This window comes from Azospira sp. I09 (assembly GCF_009177135.1).
GTDB classification, from domain to species: domain Bacteria; phylum Pseudomonadota; class Gammaproteobacteria; order Burkholderiales; family Rhodocyclaceae; genus Azospira; species Azospira oryzae.
Genome location: NZ_AP021844.1, coordinates 3,064,533 through 3,081,696 on the forward strand (window position 1 = coordinate 3,064,533; position 17,164 = coordinate 3,081,696).

Consider the following 17,164-nt stretch of genomic DNA (forward strand, 5'->3'; position numbering starts at 1 on the left):
CGACTTTTAGCACTCAGGCAGCGCAACGGCAGCTTACTGAGTGTTGCGGACATCCAGAGCGTTTGCTGAACGCGAACTTCTCGGCCTTAGCTGCCAGTAGCATGGGTGGCATTGTCGGGCAGCAATGCTGCTGTAAGCAGTCGCTATACGCATACGAGAGGTGCTGTTAGCTCGTGCGGTTTCATTCCTGATGCGCGAACTCGTGCATGGCTTCAGGTGGCCCAGCTGAAAATTGCGGAAATCTTCTTGTTTCATGGCTGTTGTTGCCCCTAAGGGCATCACTGGATTGGCATTTTGGGATAACGGCTTCCGGGTTTTTACCTGTAACAAGCCGATCCATAGGCCGAGTGATTTGAAGGGGCAAAAGGTTCGTATTCAGTCTTCAAAGGTGGCTGAGGCGCAGATGCGTGGAATTGGTGCCATGCCGCAGGTTCTGGCGTTCGGAGAGGTCTATAACTCACTGATGACGGGGGTGGTTGACTGCCAGGAAAACCCAGCAACCAATATCTATACCCAGAAATTTTATGAAGTACAAAAGCATTTGGCAGTGACGAATCATGCTTACCATGGCTATGTGGTCATCGTGAACAAGAAGTTCTGGGACGGGTTGCCACCCGACATTCGTAGTGCCCTCGATAACGTTATGAAGAACACGACGGCTTACTACTACGATCAGGCGAAGGAAGAGGACCGGATGGCCATGGAGGGAATCAAAAAGGCCGGAAAGACCGAGATCTATACGCCAAATCCTCAAGAAATTGCTGAGTGGAAGCAGTCCTTCACCAAGGTGCACAAGGAAATGGAAGGGCGGTATGGCAAGGAAATTTTGAATGAAATTTACAAAGTGACCGGTAAAAAATAGGCTTTGTAATTTCATCTGGACTGAAATGCCTGACCTGATGTGGTCAGGCATTTTTTTGCCGTTCCAAGGGATTCGTCGGGTCTTTGGTAAGCGTACAGCGGCGCCACCTTGCTGACGGTCTCCGGGGATAGGATGAGCCTGCATGTTCTTGCCTACAACATGAACGCGTGATGAAAATTATCGGAATTGAGGGGTTGATGGCCGCGATCCAGGCCTCGCCGGGCCTTTTTGCCAGTCTTATTCCGAATTCCACCTGGCAAACCCGAAATGAGCAGCCAGAATTTCTGAATCCAACCCGTGGCGGCCGAAATTCCCGAGCGTTTCCACACAGCCTCCGGCCAGAGCCGCCAGAGATGTGTCTGGCTGGATTGGGCTGGTATCAATCACTAAGGAAACTCTGCATAAGTAACCATCATGCAGCGCAATTTGAGAAAATAGCGCCATTGTCATGGTGCTGATGAAGAAGATGAAACGGATGAAGCAACTGAGCCTGGCCGAGACGGGATTTCTGCCGAAAGCAGGTAAGCAAACCCGGAAGGCGGTGTTTCTGGCAGAGATGGAGGCGGTTGTTCCGTGGTCGCGTCTCAAAAGCTTGATCGAGCCGTTCTACCCGAAGAAGGGAAACGGTCGCCCGCCGATGCCGTTGGGTACGATGTTGCGCATTCACTTCATGCAGCAATGGTTTGGCTACTCTGATCCGGCAATGGAAGAGGCTTTGCACGATGTGCCTTTGCTTCGCCAGTTTGCCGGGCTGGATGCGTTCGAGGACGTGATGCCAGACGAAAGCACCATTCTTCGCTTCCGTCACCTGCTGGAGAAGCATGATTTGGCAGTGGCGGTGTTTGCTGAAGTCAGTGCTGTTCTGTCTGAGAAAGGCTTGTCGATGAAGCGCGGCACGGTGGTCGATGCCACGCTGATTGCGGCACCGAGTTCGACCAAGAACGAAGACAAGAAACGCGATCCCGAGATGACGCAAACCAAGAAAGGCAATCAGTGGTACTTCGGGATGAAGGCGCACATCGGTGTTGATGCCGAGAGCGGTCTGATTCATACCGTGGAATGCACAACGACCAAAGTAGCGGACATCACGATGATGGAGGCGTGCTTGCACGGGGAAGAGAAAATTGCCTTGGGTGATCGCGGCTATCACAAGACGAACCGGACGATTGAGACCTTTGAGAAAGAAGGTAGTCTGTCTGTGCTGACGCCGACCAAGAAACCCAAGGGTGGCGAATTGACCGACGAACAAAAGGGATTCAACCGGATGCTGTCGGCGGTACGAGCGATAGTTGAACACCCGTTCCGGGTGGTAAAGCGCCAGTTTGGTTTTGTGAAAGTTCGCTATCGCGGACTGGCCAAGAACACCGGGCAGATTGTGACGCTGTTTGCACTGGCCAATCTGTGGCTGGCACGCAAGCGATTGCTGCCCTTGTTGGGCGAGGTGCGCCCGTGAAACGGGAAATGCGGGTGAGAGCCCCGGAATTTCACGGTCAACGGTCGAAAATCGCCAATTTTTCATTTTTTTATGACAGCCCACGCTGAAATGGCGGGTTGTTCAGAGAATCCCTAAGCTAACTTACTCGATAGGATCGGAGCGAGGCAAAAGACGCGTACGCATTGAATTCCCGCGTTTTGCGGGAAAAGTCGCGGGCCACGTACTTTCGGAGCTCCGCATCTTTCTTCTATGCGCACGAAATATGTATTTGGATTATCTTGGATTTTTTTTAGTCATTGCGGGACAATTGCGGTGATGCAAACAGACCTACAGACAGTTATTTTCTCCCGAGAAATCAATAGCCTTATCCTTGTGATGATGCGCTGATGATGAATCGATTACTTCCTATTTTGAACATTTCGTGCAGGAAAAGGCCATTCTGGTGTCTCCAAATGTCGAGCAATCCTCGGGGAAGCTCTGACTGTTTGAGGAACGCCCGTCGCAGGGAGAAACCGATTCCTTTCACTTTTCCATCAAGCAAGTGATATTTAGGAATACCTCATGGACTCTGAAAATGATTTTCTCGATATACCCTTTCGAGGCATCGTGGAGCAATCCCTGGCCGGGGTGTATGTCATTCAGGACGAGATATTCCGTTACGTAAACAGCACATTCGCAGCTATCGCCGGATACACGCCTCAGGAAGTGATTGGTTTGCATCTCAGTGCGATCGTGCCGAAAGAGGCCGTAGACGAGGTCGTCCATAATTATTATCGACGTATCCGCGGCGAAGCCGAAAGTATTCGTTTCATTACGCAGGGGGTGCACAAGAACGGCAGCATTGTCCACCTCGAAGTACACGGTTCCCGACTTCTTTACCAAGGTCGTCTGGCCGTGGTCGGTGTGGGAATCGATGTTACTGAGCGGGTTCAACGGGAGGAGGAACTGCGAAAGTCGCATGAACGCCTGAGGGAACTGGCGGCCTACATAAACACCGTTCGCGAGGAACAGCGCTCCAGAATTGCCAGGGAGCTTCATGACGTGGTTGGTGGCATGCTGACTTCAATGAAACTGGATATACAACGTATCGCCCGGCGAGTGCAGGACAAGGAGCTCCTGCAAATGACCGAGGATTTGTTAGGGCTTGCCCAGGAAACAATCGTTCAGGTACGAGAGATTTCGGAATGCCTACGTCCGGGGTTGCTCGACCATTTTGGTCTGGTAACTGCCTTGCGCGTTGCGCTTAAAGAGTTTGCTGGTCGCACTGGCATCGTTGTGACCATGAGTCCGGACGAGTTGGAACTGCATCTTTCGCAATCGCAGGCTACAGGTGTCTACCGCATCTGCCAGGAGGCGCTGACCAACATCTCCCGGCATGCCCAAGCCAGTGAGGTTACTATTTCTCTCGAAAAATCGGAAAAATGGCTCACCGTTGAAGTTCGCGATAATGGGCGAGGCATTCAGGTTCTGACTCCAACCGGGAAGTCGATTGGCCTGGTTAGCATGGCTGAACGAGCACATGAGCTTGGCGGGAGTCTTGAAATCTGTTCGGAGCAGGGCAACGGAACTCGACTGCTACTTAGGGTGCCCTTGGAGAATGCGGCATGATCGAAATACTGATTGTTGATGATCACGCTATATTCAGGAGTGGTGTGTCTCGTCTTTTATCGGATGAACCTGATCTGCGCGTTACTGGCGAAGCCAAAAACGGTCGGGAAGCGATCGAATTGTTACGTTCGCACCAATATCAAGCCATTCTGCTTGATATTAATATGGAAGGGCGAAGTGGCCTGGAGGTTCTTGAGCGGATAAAGGCTGAATGGCCAAATCAGGCGGTGCTGATGCTCTCCATGTATCCGGAGGAGCAATTCGCGACTCAGGCCCTCAGGGCGGGAGCCTACGGCTACCTCTCGAAGGATACTGATGCGCCTGAGTTGGTGAGAGCAATTCGGACCGTGGCAAGTGGGGGGCGTTACATTTCGCCTAACGCCTTGGGTGGGCTTTTTCTAAATATTCAGGATGCCGGCACCCAACCTCCTCACCAACAACTCTCCGCTCGTGAAATGCAAATCATGTTATTGATCGTTCAGGGTGTATCCCTGACCGAGATAGGCGAGCGGATGTTTCTTAGTGTCAAAACCATCGGTACCTACCGCACTCGCATTCTCGCCAAACTGGGGCTGGAAAATAACGCAAATTTGGTGCGCTATGCGTTATCACATGGACTAAGTTAATGATGCAGTTGACTCCATGGGCAAGCCACCTCCTTGGTAAGAACTACCATCATGCTGATGCCCATTCTCGGCCTTAAGAAAATTCTTACACCAATGCCGGAAAATTCCTGCATAAGCTGAATTAGCGCGAATCTATTCTGCGTCTCCCAAGCAAACAACAAAGGAGACAAGGATGCCGTTCGAGCCAATCGAGACGACCCCTTCAGCTTATGCCTACCCGCTACTGATCAAGCAGTTACTGCATTCAGCCTGGGCCACTGCTGGCAACCAAGAGATCGTCTATCGCGATCAGTACCGCGGCAACTACCGCCAGTTTTTCGAGCGCATTGGTCGTTTGGCTAATGCGTTGTCAGGCCAGGGTGTTGGACCCGGCAATACGGTAGCGATGATGGACTGGGATAGCCATCGCTATCTTGAAGCCTTCTTTGCCGTGCCGATGATGGGGGCCGTACTGCAGACGGTGAATGTCCGCCTGTCACCGGAGCAAATCCTATACACCCTGAATCATGCCAAGGCCGACATTGTTTTGGTCAACGTCGAGTTTATTCCGATGTTGGCAATCATCAAGGATCAGCTCGAAACGGTGAAGAAATTCATCCTGATCACTGACGATGGCGGAACAATGAGTGGCTTCAAGGTTCCCTATGCCGGCGAGTATGAAGCCCTACTTGCAGCCGCATCAGCACATTACGACTTCCCGGATTTCGACGAAAACACAAGGGCAACGACTTTCTATACCACTGGCACGACGGGGGTGCCCAAGGGGGTTTATTTCAGCCACCGCCAACTTGTATTACATACATTGTCTGTGGCGGCATCACTTGGTTCTGCGGTTGGGCAAGGTCGGTTGCATCGTGACGATGTTTATATGCCGATTACCCCTATGTTCCATGTTCATGCCTGGGGCGTCCCTTACGTGGCGACCATGCTTGGCTTGAAGCAGGTTTATCCCGGTCGCTATGCCCCCGATATGCTGTTGCAACTAATTGCTCGCGAAGGGGTGACCTTCTCGCACTGCGTTCCGACGATCCTGCACATGCTACTGAACAGCAAGGCTGGCGCAAACGTTGATTTGTCACGCTGCAAGATGGTGATTGGCGGGGCGGCATTCCCCAAGGGCTTGGCTGCAGCTGCATTGGCGCGTGGGATGGATGTCTTTACCGGTTACGGTATGTCGGAAACCTGCCCGATTCTAACCATCGTTCGAGTCGGTGACGATCTTGGTAATGATCCCGATACGCAGGTCAGCGAACGCATCAAAACTGGCTACACGATTCCTCTCGTTGATCTGCGTACGGTTAACGACGAAATGCTTGATGTCGACCGGAACGGTAAGGCCACCGGCGAAATTGTCGTTCGAGCACCGTGGCTGACTCAGGGGTACCTGCACAACCCTGTCGCGTCGGAAGAGCTTTGGTCTGGTGGCTACCTGCATACGGGCGACATCGGTGTCATTGACCAGCGCGGCATGTTGACCGTAACTGACCGCTTGAAAGACGTGATCAAGACTGGAGGCGAATGGGTCTCCTCGCTCGAACTGGAAAGCATTATTTCGCAGCACCCAGCGGTGAACGAAGTCGCTGTCATCGGTATCCAAGATGACAAATGGGGGGAACGCCCGCTAGCGATGATTGTACTCAAAGCTGATCAAACGGCTACTGCTGAAGATATCAAACAGCATGTTCTACGTTGCGCCGAGGAAGGCCATATCTCCAAGTTTGCCGTCCCGGATCAGGTGCGCTTTGTCGACAACCTTGCCCGTACCAGCGTCGGCAAGCTCAACAAAAAGGCCATGCGCGAGGAACTGGCCTAAGTTTTCAGCAATTACAACAAGGAGGAGGATTTTCATGATTTGCACACAGCTTGTTACTTTGCCTTTTCGCCGTCGACCGCTTGTTGGCTTATTGGCAATGTTTGGTACCTGTCTTGGCGGACTCGCCAGTGCGGCTGAACTTGAACTGGGGGAATGGAAGGGCAGTATTAACACCACGGTGGTTGTGGGTACCCAGACTCGCATGCAGTCGCAGGACCAAAAGCTCATGTTCAAGGCTAATGGCGCTAGTCAAGGTATGGGCGGCAATGCGCTAACAGGCCAAAACGATGATGACAGCAACCTGAACTACAAAAAAGGTGACCAAGTCTCTACCGTGCTCAAGGCCTATAGCGAAATGCGTCTGAAGCGGGAGGACACGGAGGTCGTCCTCGCTGCCAAGGCCTGGTATGACTATGGTCAGTCTCACGACGACCGCCCGTGGGGCAACTACCCAAATGGCTATCGGGCTGGTGAGCCACTTTCGGACAACGGCTTTGATTCCTTGGCAAAGTTTTCCGGTGTGGCCTTGATGAATGCCTACGTGGGGCAGCGCTTCTCGATAGGGGGGCAGGCATTGGATGTGCGCCTCGGTAACCAGGTTCTGCAGCAATGGGGGGAGCGATCCAGTATCGGTGGCGGACTGGCGGCTATCAGCCCGATTGATATCGGTGCTTTTCGCCGCCCGGGAGCTTTAGCGGCGGAAAGTACCATTCCCGTACCCCAAATTACTGCTCGCTGGCAGTTTGTCGACAACCAATCGGTTGAGGCGTTTTATCAGTTCATGTTCAGGCATAGCGAACTGCCCGGCTGCGGTACCTATTTCGCCGCAAGCGATTATTTGGCCGAAGGGTGCAATGGGGTCTTTCCAGGTGGGGCACAGACCGACGGAGCCAAACTCGCTGCCGGCAATTTCGTCAAAAGGACAGGTACGGTCGAACCCGATGATGGTGGCCAGTTCGGACTTGCCTATCGCTTACGCCTGGGCCCCATCAACACCAATCTTGCCCTGTATTTTGCGCAGTATCACAATCGGCTCCCGAATCTCGATGTGGTTAAGAGTACGCGTGCAACCCCCTATATTCCGGGCGACCCTGGCGGGCTGAATGCCCAATACGGCACGGAATATGCCGACAATGTTCGCGTTTGGGGCTTGAGCTTTGATAGCAAGGTGGCAAGTGCAACCGTGTTCGGCGAATTGACCTATCGCCCGAATCAGCCACTCGGTCTGAATGGTACGGATTTGCTAAACGCCTTCCTGTCCAATACCGCACCAACGCCTTTGCGACAGGATGCTATCAATACGGCCGCCGGCGGCACTTTCCAGGCTTTCGATAGAAAGCAGATGCTGCAATTACAGCTTGGGGTGCTTCAGCCGTTCAAGGACGTGCTTGGTGCCGACACGCTGATACTGGCTGGTGAGGCAGGTTACCGACGCTACCCCAATTTGCCGGATGTTAACCAGCGTCGCTACGGCCGCTCAACGGTTTTCGGTTTGGGCCCAGTGAACGGTGTATGTACCGCCGCGACTGCGACCTGCAGTAACGATGGTTACGTTACCGAAGACTCGTGGGGTTACCGCTTGCGTGCCTCGGCGCGCTACCCGGGGTTGCTGGCCGGTGCCGACCTCGTTCCGACCATCGGTTTTGCGCATGATGTCAAGGGTTGGACGCACGACAACACCTTTAATCAGGGTCGCAAGATTCTCAATGTGTCGCTGCGCGGCGAATACCAGAAACGCTACTTTGCTGACGTGAGTTATTTCACCGTCCTGGGCAAGGGGGGCGATTTCGACAACCTGCGAGATCGCGATTACCTGAATCTCGCAGTCGGTTATAGCTTCTAAATCCATAAAAAGGAGAACAGCTTGAAAAATTTGATCATCAGGAAGGTGGCCGTTCTGGGGGCTGGGGTGATGGGGGCGCAAATTGCCGCCCATCTCGCCAATGCCAACGTACCGGTCGTGCTTTTCGATCTGCCAGCCAAAGACGGTGACAAGAACGGGGTCGTCAAAAAGGCGCTCGATGGTCTGAAGCGTCTGCAGCCGTCGCCGCTGGTCACCCGCGACAAGCTGCAATATATCGATGCCGCCAATTACGACGATAATCTGGAATTGCTAAGCGATTGCGATCTGGTCATCGAAGCCATTGCCGAACGGATGGACTGGAAAAACGACCTTTACGCCAAAATCGGCCCGTTTTTGTCGTCGACCGCAATCTTCGCTTCCAACACCTCGGGGCTGTCGATCAATGCCTTGGCCGACGCTTTGCCGGCAGCACTACGTCCTAATTTCTGCGGCATTCATTTCTTCAACCCACCGCGCTACATGCCGCTGGTAGAGATCATTGCCACCCGCAGCACTGCCGCGGCGACGCTTGACGGCCTCGAAACCTGGCTGACCTCGCGGCTGGGCAAGGGCGTTGTTCGGGCGCTGGATACGCCCAATTTCGTGGCTAACCGGATCGGCGTTTTCTCCATTCTGTCGGTGATGCATCACACCCAAGCCTTTGCCCTGGGCCTCGATACAGTCGACGCCCTGACCGGGCCAAAAGTTGGTCGTCCGAAAAGCGCGACCTACCGTACGGGCGATGTGGTTGGCCTCGACACCCTGGCGCATGTCGTCAAGACTATGCAGGACACGCTTCCGGACGATCCGTGGCATGCCCATTTTTCGGTGCCGAACTGGTTGGCAGGATTGATTGAGCAAGGCGTGCTCGGTCAGAAAACCAAGGGTGGTATCTTCCGCAAGCAGGGCAAGGAAATCCAGGTGTTCGACGTGGCCGAACTCACTTACCGCCCGTCCAGCGATGCGATTGCCGGGGAAGTGGCGGCTGCGCTGAAGATTGCCGATCCAGTCGAGCGCCTGGCGGCACTACGTACCTCGGCTCACCCGCAGGCGCAATTCCTGTGGTCCATCTTCCGCGATTTGTTCCACTACTGCGCCGTGCAACTGGAGCATGTTGCCGACAATGCCCGTGATGTGGATTTTGCGCTGCGCTGGGGCTTCGGCTGGGCGCAAGGGCCGTTCGAGTTGTGGCAGGCGGCCGGCTGGGCAGAAACAGCCGAAGCAATTGCCGCTGATATCGCGGCCGGAAAGGCCATGAGCAATGTGCCCTTGCCGGCCTGGGTGACCGATCCGGCAAGAAACGGCGTGCATGGTGCAGCGGGTTCCTGGTCGGCCAGTCGCCAGTGCTATGTGCCGCGCTCGACCCTGCCGGTCTATGACCGCCAGCTATTCCCAGAGTTGTTGCTCGGCGAAGCCGGCACCCCACCGGAAACCGCCGGTGAGACGTTGTTTGAAAATGATGGCGTGCGCTTGTGGTGCCTGCCGACGGTCGACGCCGGCATCGGCATCATTTCCTTCAAATCGAAAATGCATGCCATCGGCGACGAGGTGCTTGATGGTGTGCAGGCTGCACTGCAGCAGGCGGCCGGCAGCCTTGATGGCCTGGTCATCTGGCATGAGGCGCCGTTTGCCGTTGGCGCCAATCTCAAGCAGATCAGCGAGGCCTGCACCACTGGCGATTTTGACCGTCTGGAGCGGACCATTAACAAGTTCCAGCAAACGTCCATGGCCATCAAGTATGCCCCGGTCCCGGTGATTGCAGCGGTACAGGGCATGGCGCTGGGTGGCGGTTGCGAGTTTGCCATGCATGCCGCCAAGCGCGTACTGGCCCTGGAGAGCTATCTCGGACTGGTCGAAGTTGGTGTCGGCCTGATTCCGGCTGGCGGTGGCAGCAAGGAACTCGCCTTGCGCGCCGCCCGTTGGGCAGGCCAGTCGGGCACGCCGGGCGAGGTAATGCCTAATTTGTCGCCCACCTTCATGGCGCTGGCAATGGCCAAGGTGAGCAAGAGCGCGCATGAAGCCATTGATCTCGGGTTTGGTAATGCGAGCGACACCATCCGCTTCAATGCCCGCGAATTGCTCTTCGTCGCCCTGAAGGAAGCTCGCCTGCTGGCCGATGTCGGCTATGTGCCCCCCGTTCCCGCTCGTGGGATACCGGTTGCCGGGCGGACTGGAATTGCCACCTTGGAGATGAATCTGGTCAACATGATTGAGGGCGGAATGATCTCGGCCCATGACTATCGCGTTTCCCGCGCCGTGGCGGTTGCCCTGTGTGGCGGCGAGGTCGAGTACGGCAGTCTGGTCGATGAGGACTGGCTGCTGGCGGTTGAACGCCAGCAATTCCTCGAACTTCTTAAAACCCCGGAAACCCAGGCACGCATCAAGCACATGCTGGATACCGGCAAACCCCTGCGTAACTGAAACGGCGGAGAAAAACCATGAGCAAACAGATTCAAGACGCCTACATTGTCGCGGTGACCCGGACGCCGGTCGCCAAGCGCAAGGGCATGTTCCGCAACGTGCGGCCGGACGACCTGCTGGCCCATGCCCTGAAGGGCGTGATGGCGCAGGCGCCGGGCCTGGACCCGGCCCTGATCGGCGACGCGATCGTCGGTTGTGCCATGCCCGAAGCCGAGCAAGGCATGAATGTCGCCCGCATCGGTGTGCTGCTGGCCGGCCTGCCGAACGTCGTGCCGGGCATCACCATCAACCGCTTCTGCTCGTCCGGCCTGCAGGCCGTGGCCGATGCCGCAAACCAGATTCGTCTCGGCCTGGCTGATGTGATGATCGGTGCCGGCACCGAATCGATGACGGTGATGACCAACATGATGGGCAACAAGGTCGCGATCAATCCCGCCGTTTTCGACGAACAACGAGGCATTGCCTACGGCATGGGCCTAACGGCGGAGAAGGTTGCCCAGCAATGGCAGATCAGCCGCGAGGCACAGGATGCCTTCGCGGTCGAATCGCATCGCAAGGCCTGTGCGGCGATCACCGCCGGCCATTTCAAGGCGGAAATCACGCCCTATGCCATCAATGAACATCTGCCGGATCTGAAAACCGGGCAGGTCAAAACCCGTCAGCGCCTGGCCGAGAACGACGAAGGGGCCCGCGGCGATGTCACGGTCGACAGCCTGGGCAAGCTGAAACCGGTATTCCATGCCAAAGGCACGGTAACGGCCGGTAACGCCTCGCAAATGTCGGATGGCGCAGCGGCTGTGCTGTTGGTTTCCGAGAAGATCCTGAAGCAGTTCAACCTGACGCCGCTGGCCCGCTTCTGCAGCTTTGCCGTGGCTGGTGTGCCGCCGGAAATCATGGGCATTGGCCCGGTTGCAGCCATTCCCAAAGCCTTGCAACAGGCGGGCATTGCGCAGCACCAGCTAGACTGGATCGAACTGAACGAGGCGTTTGCCGCACAGACCCTGGCCGTGATGCACGATTTGCAGATTGACCCGAGCAAGGTCAATCCGCTGGGCGGTGCCATCGCGCTTGGTCATCCGCTTGGAGCGACCGGTGCCATCCGAACTGCCACGCTGGTCCATGGCATGCAGCGAGTCGGTGGGCAGTACGGGATGATCAGTATGTGTATCGGTACCGGCATGGGTGCGGCCGGCATTTTTGAACGTCTGTAAGGAGATAGAGCGATGAGTGATTACCGCGCACCGGTCAAGGAAATGCGATTTGTGATGGATGACCTGGCCGGATTCAAGGAGTTGAGCCAGCTTCCCTGCTTTGAAGAGGCGACGCCGGATCTGGCCGATGCCATTCTCGACGAAGCTGCCAAGTTTGCCGGCGAAGTGCTGGCCCCGCTCAACCGAATCGGTGACCAGCAAGGCTGCACGCTAACGCCGAATGGCGTGACTACGCCCCCTGGCTGGAAAGAGGCTTACAAGGCCTTCTGCGAAGCGGGCTGGAGTGGTGTTGAGTCACCGACCGAATTCGGTGGGCAAGGCTTGCCGGAAACGCTGGCGACCGTGGTCAAAGAAATGGTCTGCTCAGCCAACCTGTCCTTCTCGCTCGGCCCACTGCTCACCACTGGGGCGGTCAAGGCACTGCTGACCTGCGCTAGCGACGAGTTGAAGGCGATCTACCTGGAAAAAATGATCACCGGCGAGTGGACCGGCACGATGAATCTGACCGAACCGCAAGCCGGTTCCGATCTGGCCTTGATCCGCTCGCGGGCGGAGCCGCAAGCGGATGGCAGCTATCGCGTTTTCGGCCAGAAAATTTTCATCACCTACGGCGACCACGATATGACGGACAATATCGTCCATCTGGTGCTCGCCCGCCTGCCTGACGCACCGGCCGGGGTGCGTGGCATTTCGCTGTTCCTGGTGCCGAAGTTTCTGGTTAACACTGACGGCTCGCTCGGTGAGCGCAATGATGCGCACTGCGTTTCCATTGAACACAAGCTCGGCATCCACGCTAGCCCGACCTGTGTCCTGGCCTTCGGGGACAATGGCGGTGCCGTCGGCTATCTGCTCGGCGAGGAAAATCGCGGGCTGGAATACATGTTCATCATGATGAACGAAGCTCGCCTCGGGGTCGGCCTGCAAGGCATCGCACTTGGCGAGCGCGCCTATCAGCAGGCACTCGGCTATGCCCGAGAGCGCAAGCAGGGACGCGATGCGATTACTGGCGAAGCCTTGGTCACGATCGACAAACATCCCGACATCCGACGCATGTTGATGTTGATGAAATCGCGGATTGAGTCCTGTCGTGCTGTTGCTTATTACACCTCGGGCCTGCTTGATCGCACTCACGCTGAGGCCGATCCCGAAGAGAAGAAGCGCCTGCTGTATCTCGCCGAATTCATGATTCCCATCGTCAAGGGCGGCAGTACCGAAATGGGCATCGATGTCACTTCGCTCGGCGTCCAGATCCATGGCGGCATGGGATTCATCGAGGAAACGGGGGCAGCTCAGCACTGGCGCGACTCGCGCATCACCACTATTTACGAAGGTACTACCGGCATCCAGGCCAACGACCTGCTGTTTCGCAAGCTGATGCGCGACCAGGGAGCGACTGCCCGTGTCGTTTTCGGCGAAGTGGGGGTGACAGCCAAGGCGCTCGGCGTTTCTACTCGTCCAGAACTGCGAGCCATCGGCAAGCGTTTGGGGGAATCCCTGCAAGCCTGGATCAGCGCGACCGAATGGCTGGCCGGCAATGCAAAAACTGGCCTCTCCGGTGTGTTGACCGCAGCTGTTCCCTACCTGCATCTGGCGGTCACGGTGTCTGGTGGCTGGTTCATGGGCAAGGCGGCACTGGCCGCAGCCAGATATCTTGAACAGGGCGAAAGCGACCAGGCTTTCTATCTGGCGAAAATTGCCACGGCCCAGTTCTACGCCGACCAACTATTACCTTTGGCTGCAGCCTATGCCGAAACGGTGAAAGCAGGTGATGCCGCTTTGGCAGCGTTAGGCGACGAGCTTTTTAATTTCTGATGTGAAGTTTTTGGTGTCTCCTCTGCTGGTAAGCACCTCGACGCTACCAGTGGCTTTGGGTTTGGGGGCGGAAACCCCCCAAACCGTTTTTTACGTAATCAATAGCGAGTAATTTGATGAAAATTCTGGTTCCAGTGAAGCGAGTCGTTGATTACAACGTAAAGGTGCGCGTTAAGGCGGACGGTTCTGGCGTCGATCTGGCCAACGTCAAGATGAGCATGAACCCGTTCGACGAAATCGCCGTCGAAGAAGCCGTGCGTCTGAAGGAAGCCGGTATTGCCACCGAAGTGGTCGCTGTGTCCTGCGGCGTTGGCGCCTGCCAGGAAACCCTGCGCACCGCGATGGCGATCGGTGCCGACCGCGGCATCCTGGTCGAAACCGATGTCGACCTCCAGCCGCTGGCCGTTGCCAAGCTGCTCAAGGCCCTGTGCGACAAGGAACAACCGCAACTCGTCATCTGCGGCAAGCAAGCCATCGACGACGACGCCAACCAGACCGGCCAGATGCTCGCCGCCCTGCAAAACTGGCCGCAAGCTACCTTCGCCTCCAAGGTCGTCCTCGCCGACGGCAAGGCGACCGTGACCCGCGAAATCGACGGTGGCCTGGAAACCCTGCAGATTTCCCTGCCGGCGGTCGTTTCCACCGACCTGCGCCTGAACGAGCCGCGCTACGCCACCCTGCCCAACATCATGAAGTCCAAGAAGAAGCCGCTCGACACCGTCAAGCCGGCCGACCTCGGCGTCGATGTCGCCCCGCGCCTGACCACGGTGAAAGTCAGCGAACCGCCGAAGCGTAGTGCCGGCATCAAGGTCGCCGACGTGGCCGACCTCGTGAATAAACTGAAGAACGAAGCCAAGGTGATCTGATCATGACCATTCTCGTTATCGCTGAACACGACAACCAGAGCCTGAAGGCCGCCACCCTGAACACCGTCACCGCCGCCCAGAAAATCGGTGGCGACATCCACGTGCTGGTCGCCGGCGCCAACTGTGCCGCCGCTGCCCAGCAAGCCGCCGCGCTGCAAGGCGTCGCCAAGGTCAAGGTAGCCGATGCCGCCCAGTTCGACGCGCAGACCGCCGAGAACCTGACTGCGCTGGTTATCGCCAATGCCGCCGGCTACAGCCACATCCTGGCCCCGGCCACCACCTTCGGCAAAAACGTCGCACCGCGTGTCGCCGCTTTGCTTGATGTGGCGCAGATTTCCGAAATCACCGCCGTCGAATCGGCCGACACCTTCGTCCGCCCGATCTACGCCGGCAACGCGCTGGCTACCGTCAAGAGCGCCGATGCCGTCAAGGTCATCACCGTGCGCGGCACCGCCTTCGATGCCGCCGCCAATGGCGGCAGCGCCGCGGTTGAAGCGATTGCCGCTACCGACGACACTGCCCAGTGCGCCCTGCAAGGTCGCGAACTGACCAAGTCCGAGCGTCCGGAACTGGGTGCCGCCAAGATCATCGTTTCCGGTGGTCGTGGCCTGGGCAGCGGCGAGAACTACCACAAGCTGCTCGAGCCGCTCGCCGACAAACTGGGTGCCGCCCTTGGCGCCTCGCGTGCTGCGGTCGACGCCGGTTTCGTCCCGAACGACTACCAGGTCGGCCAGACCGGCAAGATCGTCGCGCCGCAACTGTATATCGCCGTCGGTATTTCCGGCGCTATCCAGCATCTGGCTGGCATGAAGGACTCCAAGGTCATCGTCGCCATCAACAAGGATCCGGATGCACCGATCTTCCAGGTGGCGGATTACGGGTTGGTAGCGGACTTATTCGAAACTGCTCCTGCTCTTGTTGCGGAGCTGAATTAGTCTTTTCACCTACAAGAAAGATAAAGATGACGCGTACCGATCGCGATGCAATGGAATACGACGTCGTAATCGTCGGCGGCGGCCCTTCCGGGCTGACCGCGGCGATCCGTCTCAAGCAGCTGGCTGAGCAGGCAGGCAAGGATGTTTCCGTTTGCTTGCTGGAGAAGGGCTCCGAAATCGGCGCCCATATCCTCTCCGGCGCCGTGCTGGAACCTCATGCGCTGCAGGAGCTATTCCCGGATTGGCAAGAACGCGGCGCGCCGCTCAACACGCCGGCCGGTGAAGATCGCCTGCTGTTCCTGACCGAAGGTGGCTCTTTCAAGCTGCCGACGCCGCCGCAGATGGGCAACCACGGCAACTACATCATCAGTCTGGGCAACTTCTGCCGCTGGCTGGGTGAGCAGGCCGAGGGGCTGGGTGTCGAAATCTACCCGGGTTTCGCGGCCGCCGAAGTGCTCTATCACGAGGATGGTTCGGTCAAGGGCGTTGCGACCGGCGATCTCGGCATTGGCAAGGATGGCCAACCCGGCCATAACTTCCAGCCGGGCATGGAACTGCATGCCCGCCAGATGATTTTTGCCGAAGGTTGCCGCGGTTCGCTGACCAAGGAGCTGTGGGCCAAGTTCAACCTGCGTGATGGTGTTGATCCGCAAACCTACGGTATCGGCATCAAGGAGCTGTGGGAAATCGACCCGGCCAAGCATCAGCCGGGCCTGATCGTGCACAGTGTGGGCTGGCCGTTGCAAAGCGACACCTATGGCGGTTCCTTTCTCTACCACCTGGAAAACAATCTGGTGGCGGTGGGGATGGTCGTCGGTCTGGATTACAAGAATCCCTGGCTATCGCCCTACGAGGAGTTCCAGCGCTACAAGACGCATCCGGCCATTCGCGGCTACTTCGAGTGCGCCCGTCGCATCTCCTACGGTGCCCGTGCATTGTCGGAGGGCGGTTACCAGTCGGTGCCCAAGCTGCATTTCCCGGGTGGCGTGCTGGTCGGCGATACCGCCGGCTTCCTCAACGTGCCGAAGATCAAGGGCACGCACATGGCCATGGAGTCCGGCATCGTCGCCGCCAAGGCCGTGTTCGAGCACCTGTTCAAGGAAAACGCCGGTACCGAGGTCAAGGCCTACGGTGAGCTGATCAAGCAGAGCTGGCTGTGGGAAGAGCTGTACAAGGTGCGCAACATCCGTCCGGCCTTCAAGTGGGGCCTGTTCGGTGCACTGGCGTACGGCGCGATTGATACCTACGTATTCGGCGGCAAGGCACCGTGGACCATGCATCACCACGACGATCACTCGCAGCTGGGTGACAAGAACGCTTATTCGAAAATCGACTATCCGAAGCCGGACGGCAAGATCACCTTCGATCGCCTGTCCTCGGTCTTCCTCTCGGCAACCAACCACGAGGAAAACCAGCAGTGCCATCTGCGCTTGAAGGATGAGTCGGTGGCCATCTCGGTCAATTACGCCAAGTACGGTTCGCCGGAAACGCGTTATTGCCCGGCTGGCGTGTACGAAATCCTCGGTGAGGATGAAGGCAAGCCAAGGCTCCAGATCAACGGCCAGAACTGCCTGCATTGCAAGACCTGCGACATCAAGGACCCGACCCAGAACATCAACTGGACGGTGCCGGAAGGTGGCGGTGGGCCGAACTATCCCAACATGTAGAGAACGAGCATCGCCGTGCAGATGGCGTTTCAATATCGTTTCATCATTTGCGCGACACCGCTAAA

General features: G+C 57.0%; 12 protein-coding genes. All 12 read left to right on the top strand.

Annotated features, from left to right (window positions below):
• The first annotated feature begins 253 nt into the window (after nucleotides 1–253).
• The 12 genes from AZSP09_RS14340 (at nucleotide 254) to AZSP09_RS14395 (ending at nucleotide 17,099) form a co-directional block, all read left to right on the top strand.
• Entirely contained in the window at nucleotides 254–862 is a 609-nt protein-coding gene (locus tag AZSP09_RS14340; RefSeq protein ID WP_152090414.1) for a DctP family TRAP transporter solute-binding subunit, read from the top strand.
• A 475-nt stretch (nucleotides 863–1,337) separates the two neighbouring features.
• Nucleotides 1,338–2,315, top strand: a complete 978-nt coding sequence (locus AZSP09_RS14345; RefSeq protein WP_152090826.1) for an IS5 family transposase — start codon at nucleotides 1,338–1,340, stop codon at nucleotides 2,313–2,315.
• Nucleotides 2,316–2,858: 543 nt separating this feature from the next.
• Nucleotides 2,859–3,905: a PAS domain-containing sensor histidine kinase gene (locus AZSP09_RS14350; RefSeq protein ID WP_152090415.1), complete on the top strand. Its 1,047-nt coding sequence runs from the start codon at nucleotides 2,859–2,861 to the stop codon at nucleotides 3,903–3,905.
• A complete protein-coding gene (locus AZSP09_RS14355; protein ID WP_152090416.1) occupies nucleotides 3,902–4,531 on the top strand; it encodes a response regulator in 630 nt (209 codons plus the stop codon). The genes AZSP09_RS14350 and AZSP09_RS14355 overlap by 4 nt, the downstream gene beginning before the upstream one ends.
• 172 nt (nucleotides 4,532–4,703) lie before the next feature.
• Nucleotides 4,704–6,344, top strand: a complete 1,641-nt coding sequence (locus AZSP09_RS14360; RefSeq protein ID WP_152090417.1) for a fatty acid--CoA ligase — start codon at nucleotides 4,704–4,706, stop codon at nucleotides 6,342–6,344.
• 34 nt (nucleotides 6,345–6,378) lie between these two features.
• Nucleotides 6,379–8,187 carry a DUF1302 domain-containing protein gene (locus AZSP09_RS14365; protein WP_152090418.1) on the top strand — a complete coding sequence of 603 codons (1,809 nt, stop codon included), beginning with the start codon at nucleotides 6,379–6,381 and terminating at the stop codon, nucleotides 8,185–8,187.
• 21 nt (nucleotides 8,188–8,208) lie between these two features.
• The gene (locus AZSP09_RS14370; protein ID WP_152090419.1) at nucleotides 8,209–10,608 is read left to right on the top strand and encodes a 3-hydroxyacyl-CoA dehydrogenase/enoyl-CoA hydratase family protein; all 2,400 of its coding nucleotides are present in this window, start codon (nucleotides 8,209–8,211) and stop codon (nucleotides 10,606–10,608) included.
• 17 nt (nucleotides 10,609–10,625) lie between these two features.
• Entirely contained in the window at nucleotides 10,626–11,819 is a 1,194-nt protein-coding gene (locus tag AZSP09_RS14375; protein WP_152090420.1) for an acetyl-CoA C-acyltransferase, read from the top strand.
• 12 nt (nucleotides 11,820–11,831) lie between these two features.
• Nucleotides 11,832–13,631: an acyl-CoA dehydrogenase gene (locus AZSP09_RS14380; protein ID WP_152090421.1), complete on the top strand. Its 1,800-nt coding sequence runs from the start codon at nucleotides 11,832–11,834 to the stop codon at nucleotides 13,629–13,631.
• A gap of 116 nt (nucleotides 13,632–13,747) precedes the next feature.
• A complete protein-coding gene (locus tag AZSP09_RS14385; RefSeq protein ID WP_152090422.1) occupies nucleotides 13,748–14,497 on the top strand; it encodes an electron transfer flavoprotein subunit beta/FixA family protein in 750 nt (249 codons plus the stop codon).
• Between the two features lie 2 nt (nucleotides 14,498–14,499).
• Complete coding sequence (locus AZSP09_RS14390; RefSeq protein ID WP_152090423.1) at nucleotides 14,500–15,432, top strand: electron transfer flavoprotein subunit alpha/FixB family protein; 933 nt, start codon at nucleotides 14,500–14,502, stop codon at nucleotides 15,430–15,432.
• Nucleotides 15,433–15,458: 26 nt separating this feature from the next.
• On the top strand, nucleotides 15,459–17,099 hold the full coding sequence (locus AZSP09_RS14395; RefSeq protein WP_152090424.1) for an electron transfer flavoprotein-ubiquinone oxidoreductase: 1,641 nt from the start codon (nucleotides 15,459–15,461) through the stop codon (nucleotides 17,097–17,099).
• Nucleotides 17,100–17,164 lie beyond the last annotated feature (65 nt).

Bases quoted from the DNA above. Each gene is read 5' to 3' on its own strand.
- AZSP09_RS14345 (WP_152090826.1), top strand. From the start codon at position 1,338: ATGAAGCAACTGAGCCTGGCCGAGACGGGATTTCTGCCGAAAGCAGGT.
- AZSP09_RS14350 (WP_152090415.1), top strand. From the start codon at position 2,859: ATGGACTCTGAAAATGATTTTCTCGATATACCCTTTCGAGGCATCGTG.
- AZSP09_RS14385 (WP_152090422.1), top strand. From the start codon at position 13,748: ATGAAAATTCTGGTTCCAGTGAAGCGAGTCGTTGATTACAACGTAAAG.
- AZSP09_RS14360 (WP_152090417.1), top strand. From the start codon at position 4,704: ATGCCGTTCGAGCCAATCGAGACGACCCCTTCAGCTTATGCCTACCCG.
- AZSP09_RS14375 (WP_152090420.1), top strand. From the start codon at position 10,626: ATGAGCAAACAGATTCAAGACGCCTACATTGTCGCGGTGACCCGGACG.
- AZSP09_RS14380 (WP_152090421.1), top strand. From the start codon at position 11,832: ATGAGTGATTACCGCGCACCGGTCAAGGAAATGCGATTTGTGATGGAT.
- AZSP09_RS14355 (WP_152090416.1), top strand. From the start codon at position 3,902: ATGATCGAAATACTGATTGTTGATGATCACGCTATATTCAGGAGTGGT.
- AZSP09_RS14390 (WP_152090423.1), top strand. From the start codon at position 14,500: ATGACCATTCTCGTTATCGCTGAACACGACAACCAGAGCCTGAAGGCC.
- AZSP09_RS14365 (WP_152090418.1), top strand. From the start codon at position 6,379: ATGATTTGCACACAGCTTGTTACTTTGCCTTTTCGCCGTCGACCGCTT.
- AZSP09_RS14340 (WP_152090414.1), top strand. From the start codon at position 254: ATGGCTGTTGTTGCCCCTAAGGGCATCACTGGATTGGCATTTTGGGAT.
- AZSP09_RS14395 (WP_152090424.1), top strand. From the start codon at position 15,459: ATGACGCGTACCGATCGCGATGCAATGGAATACGACGTCGTAATCGTC.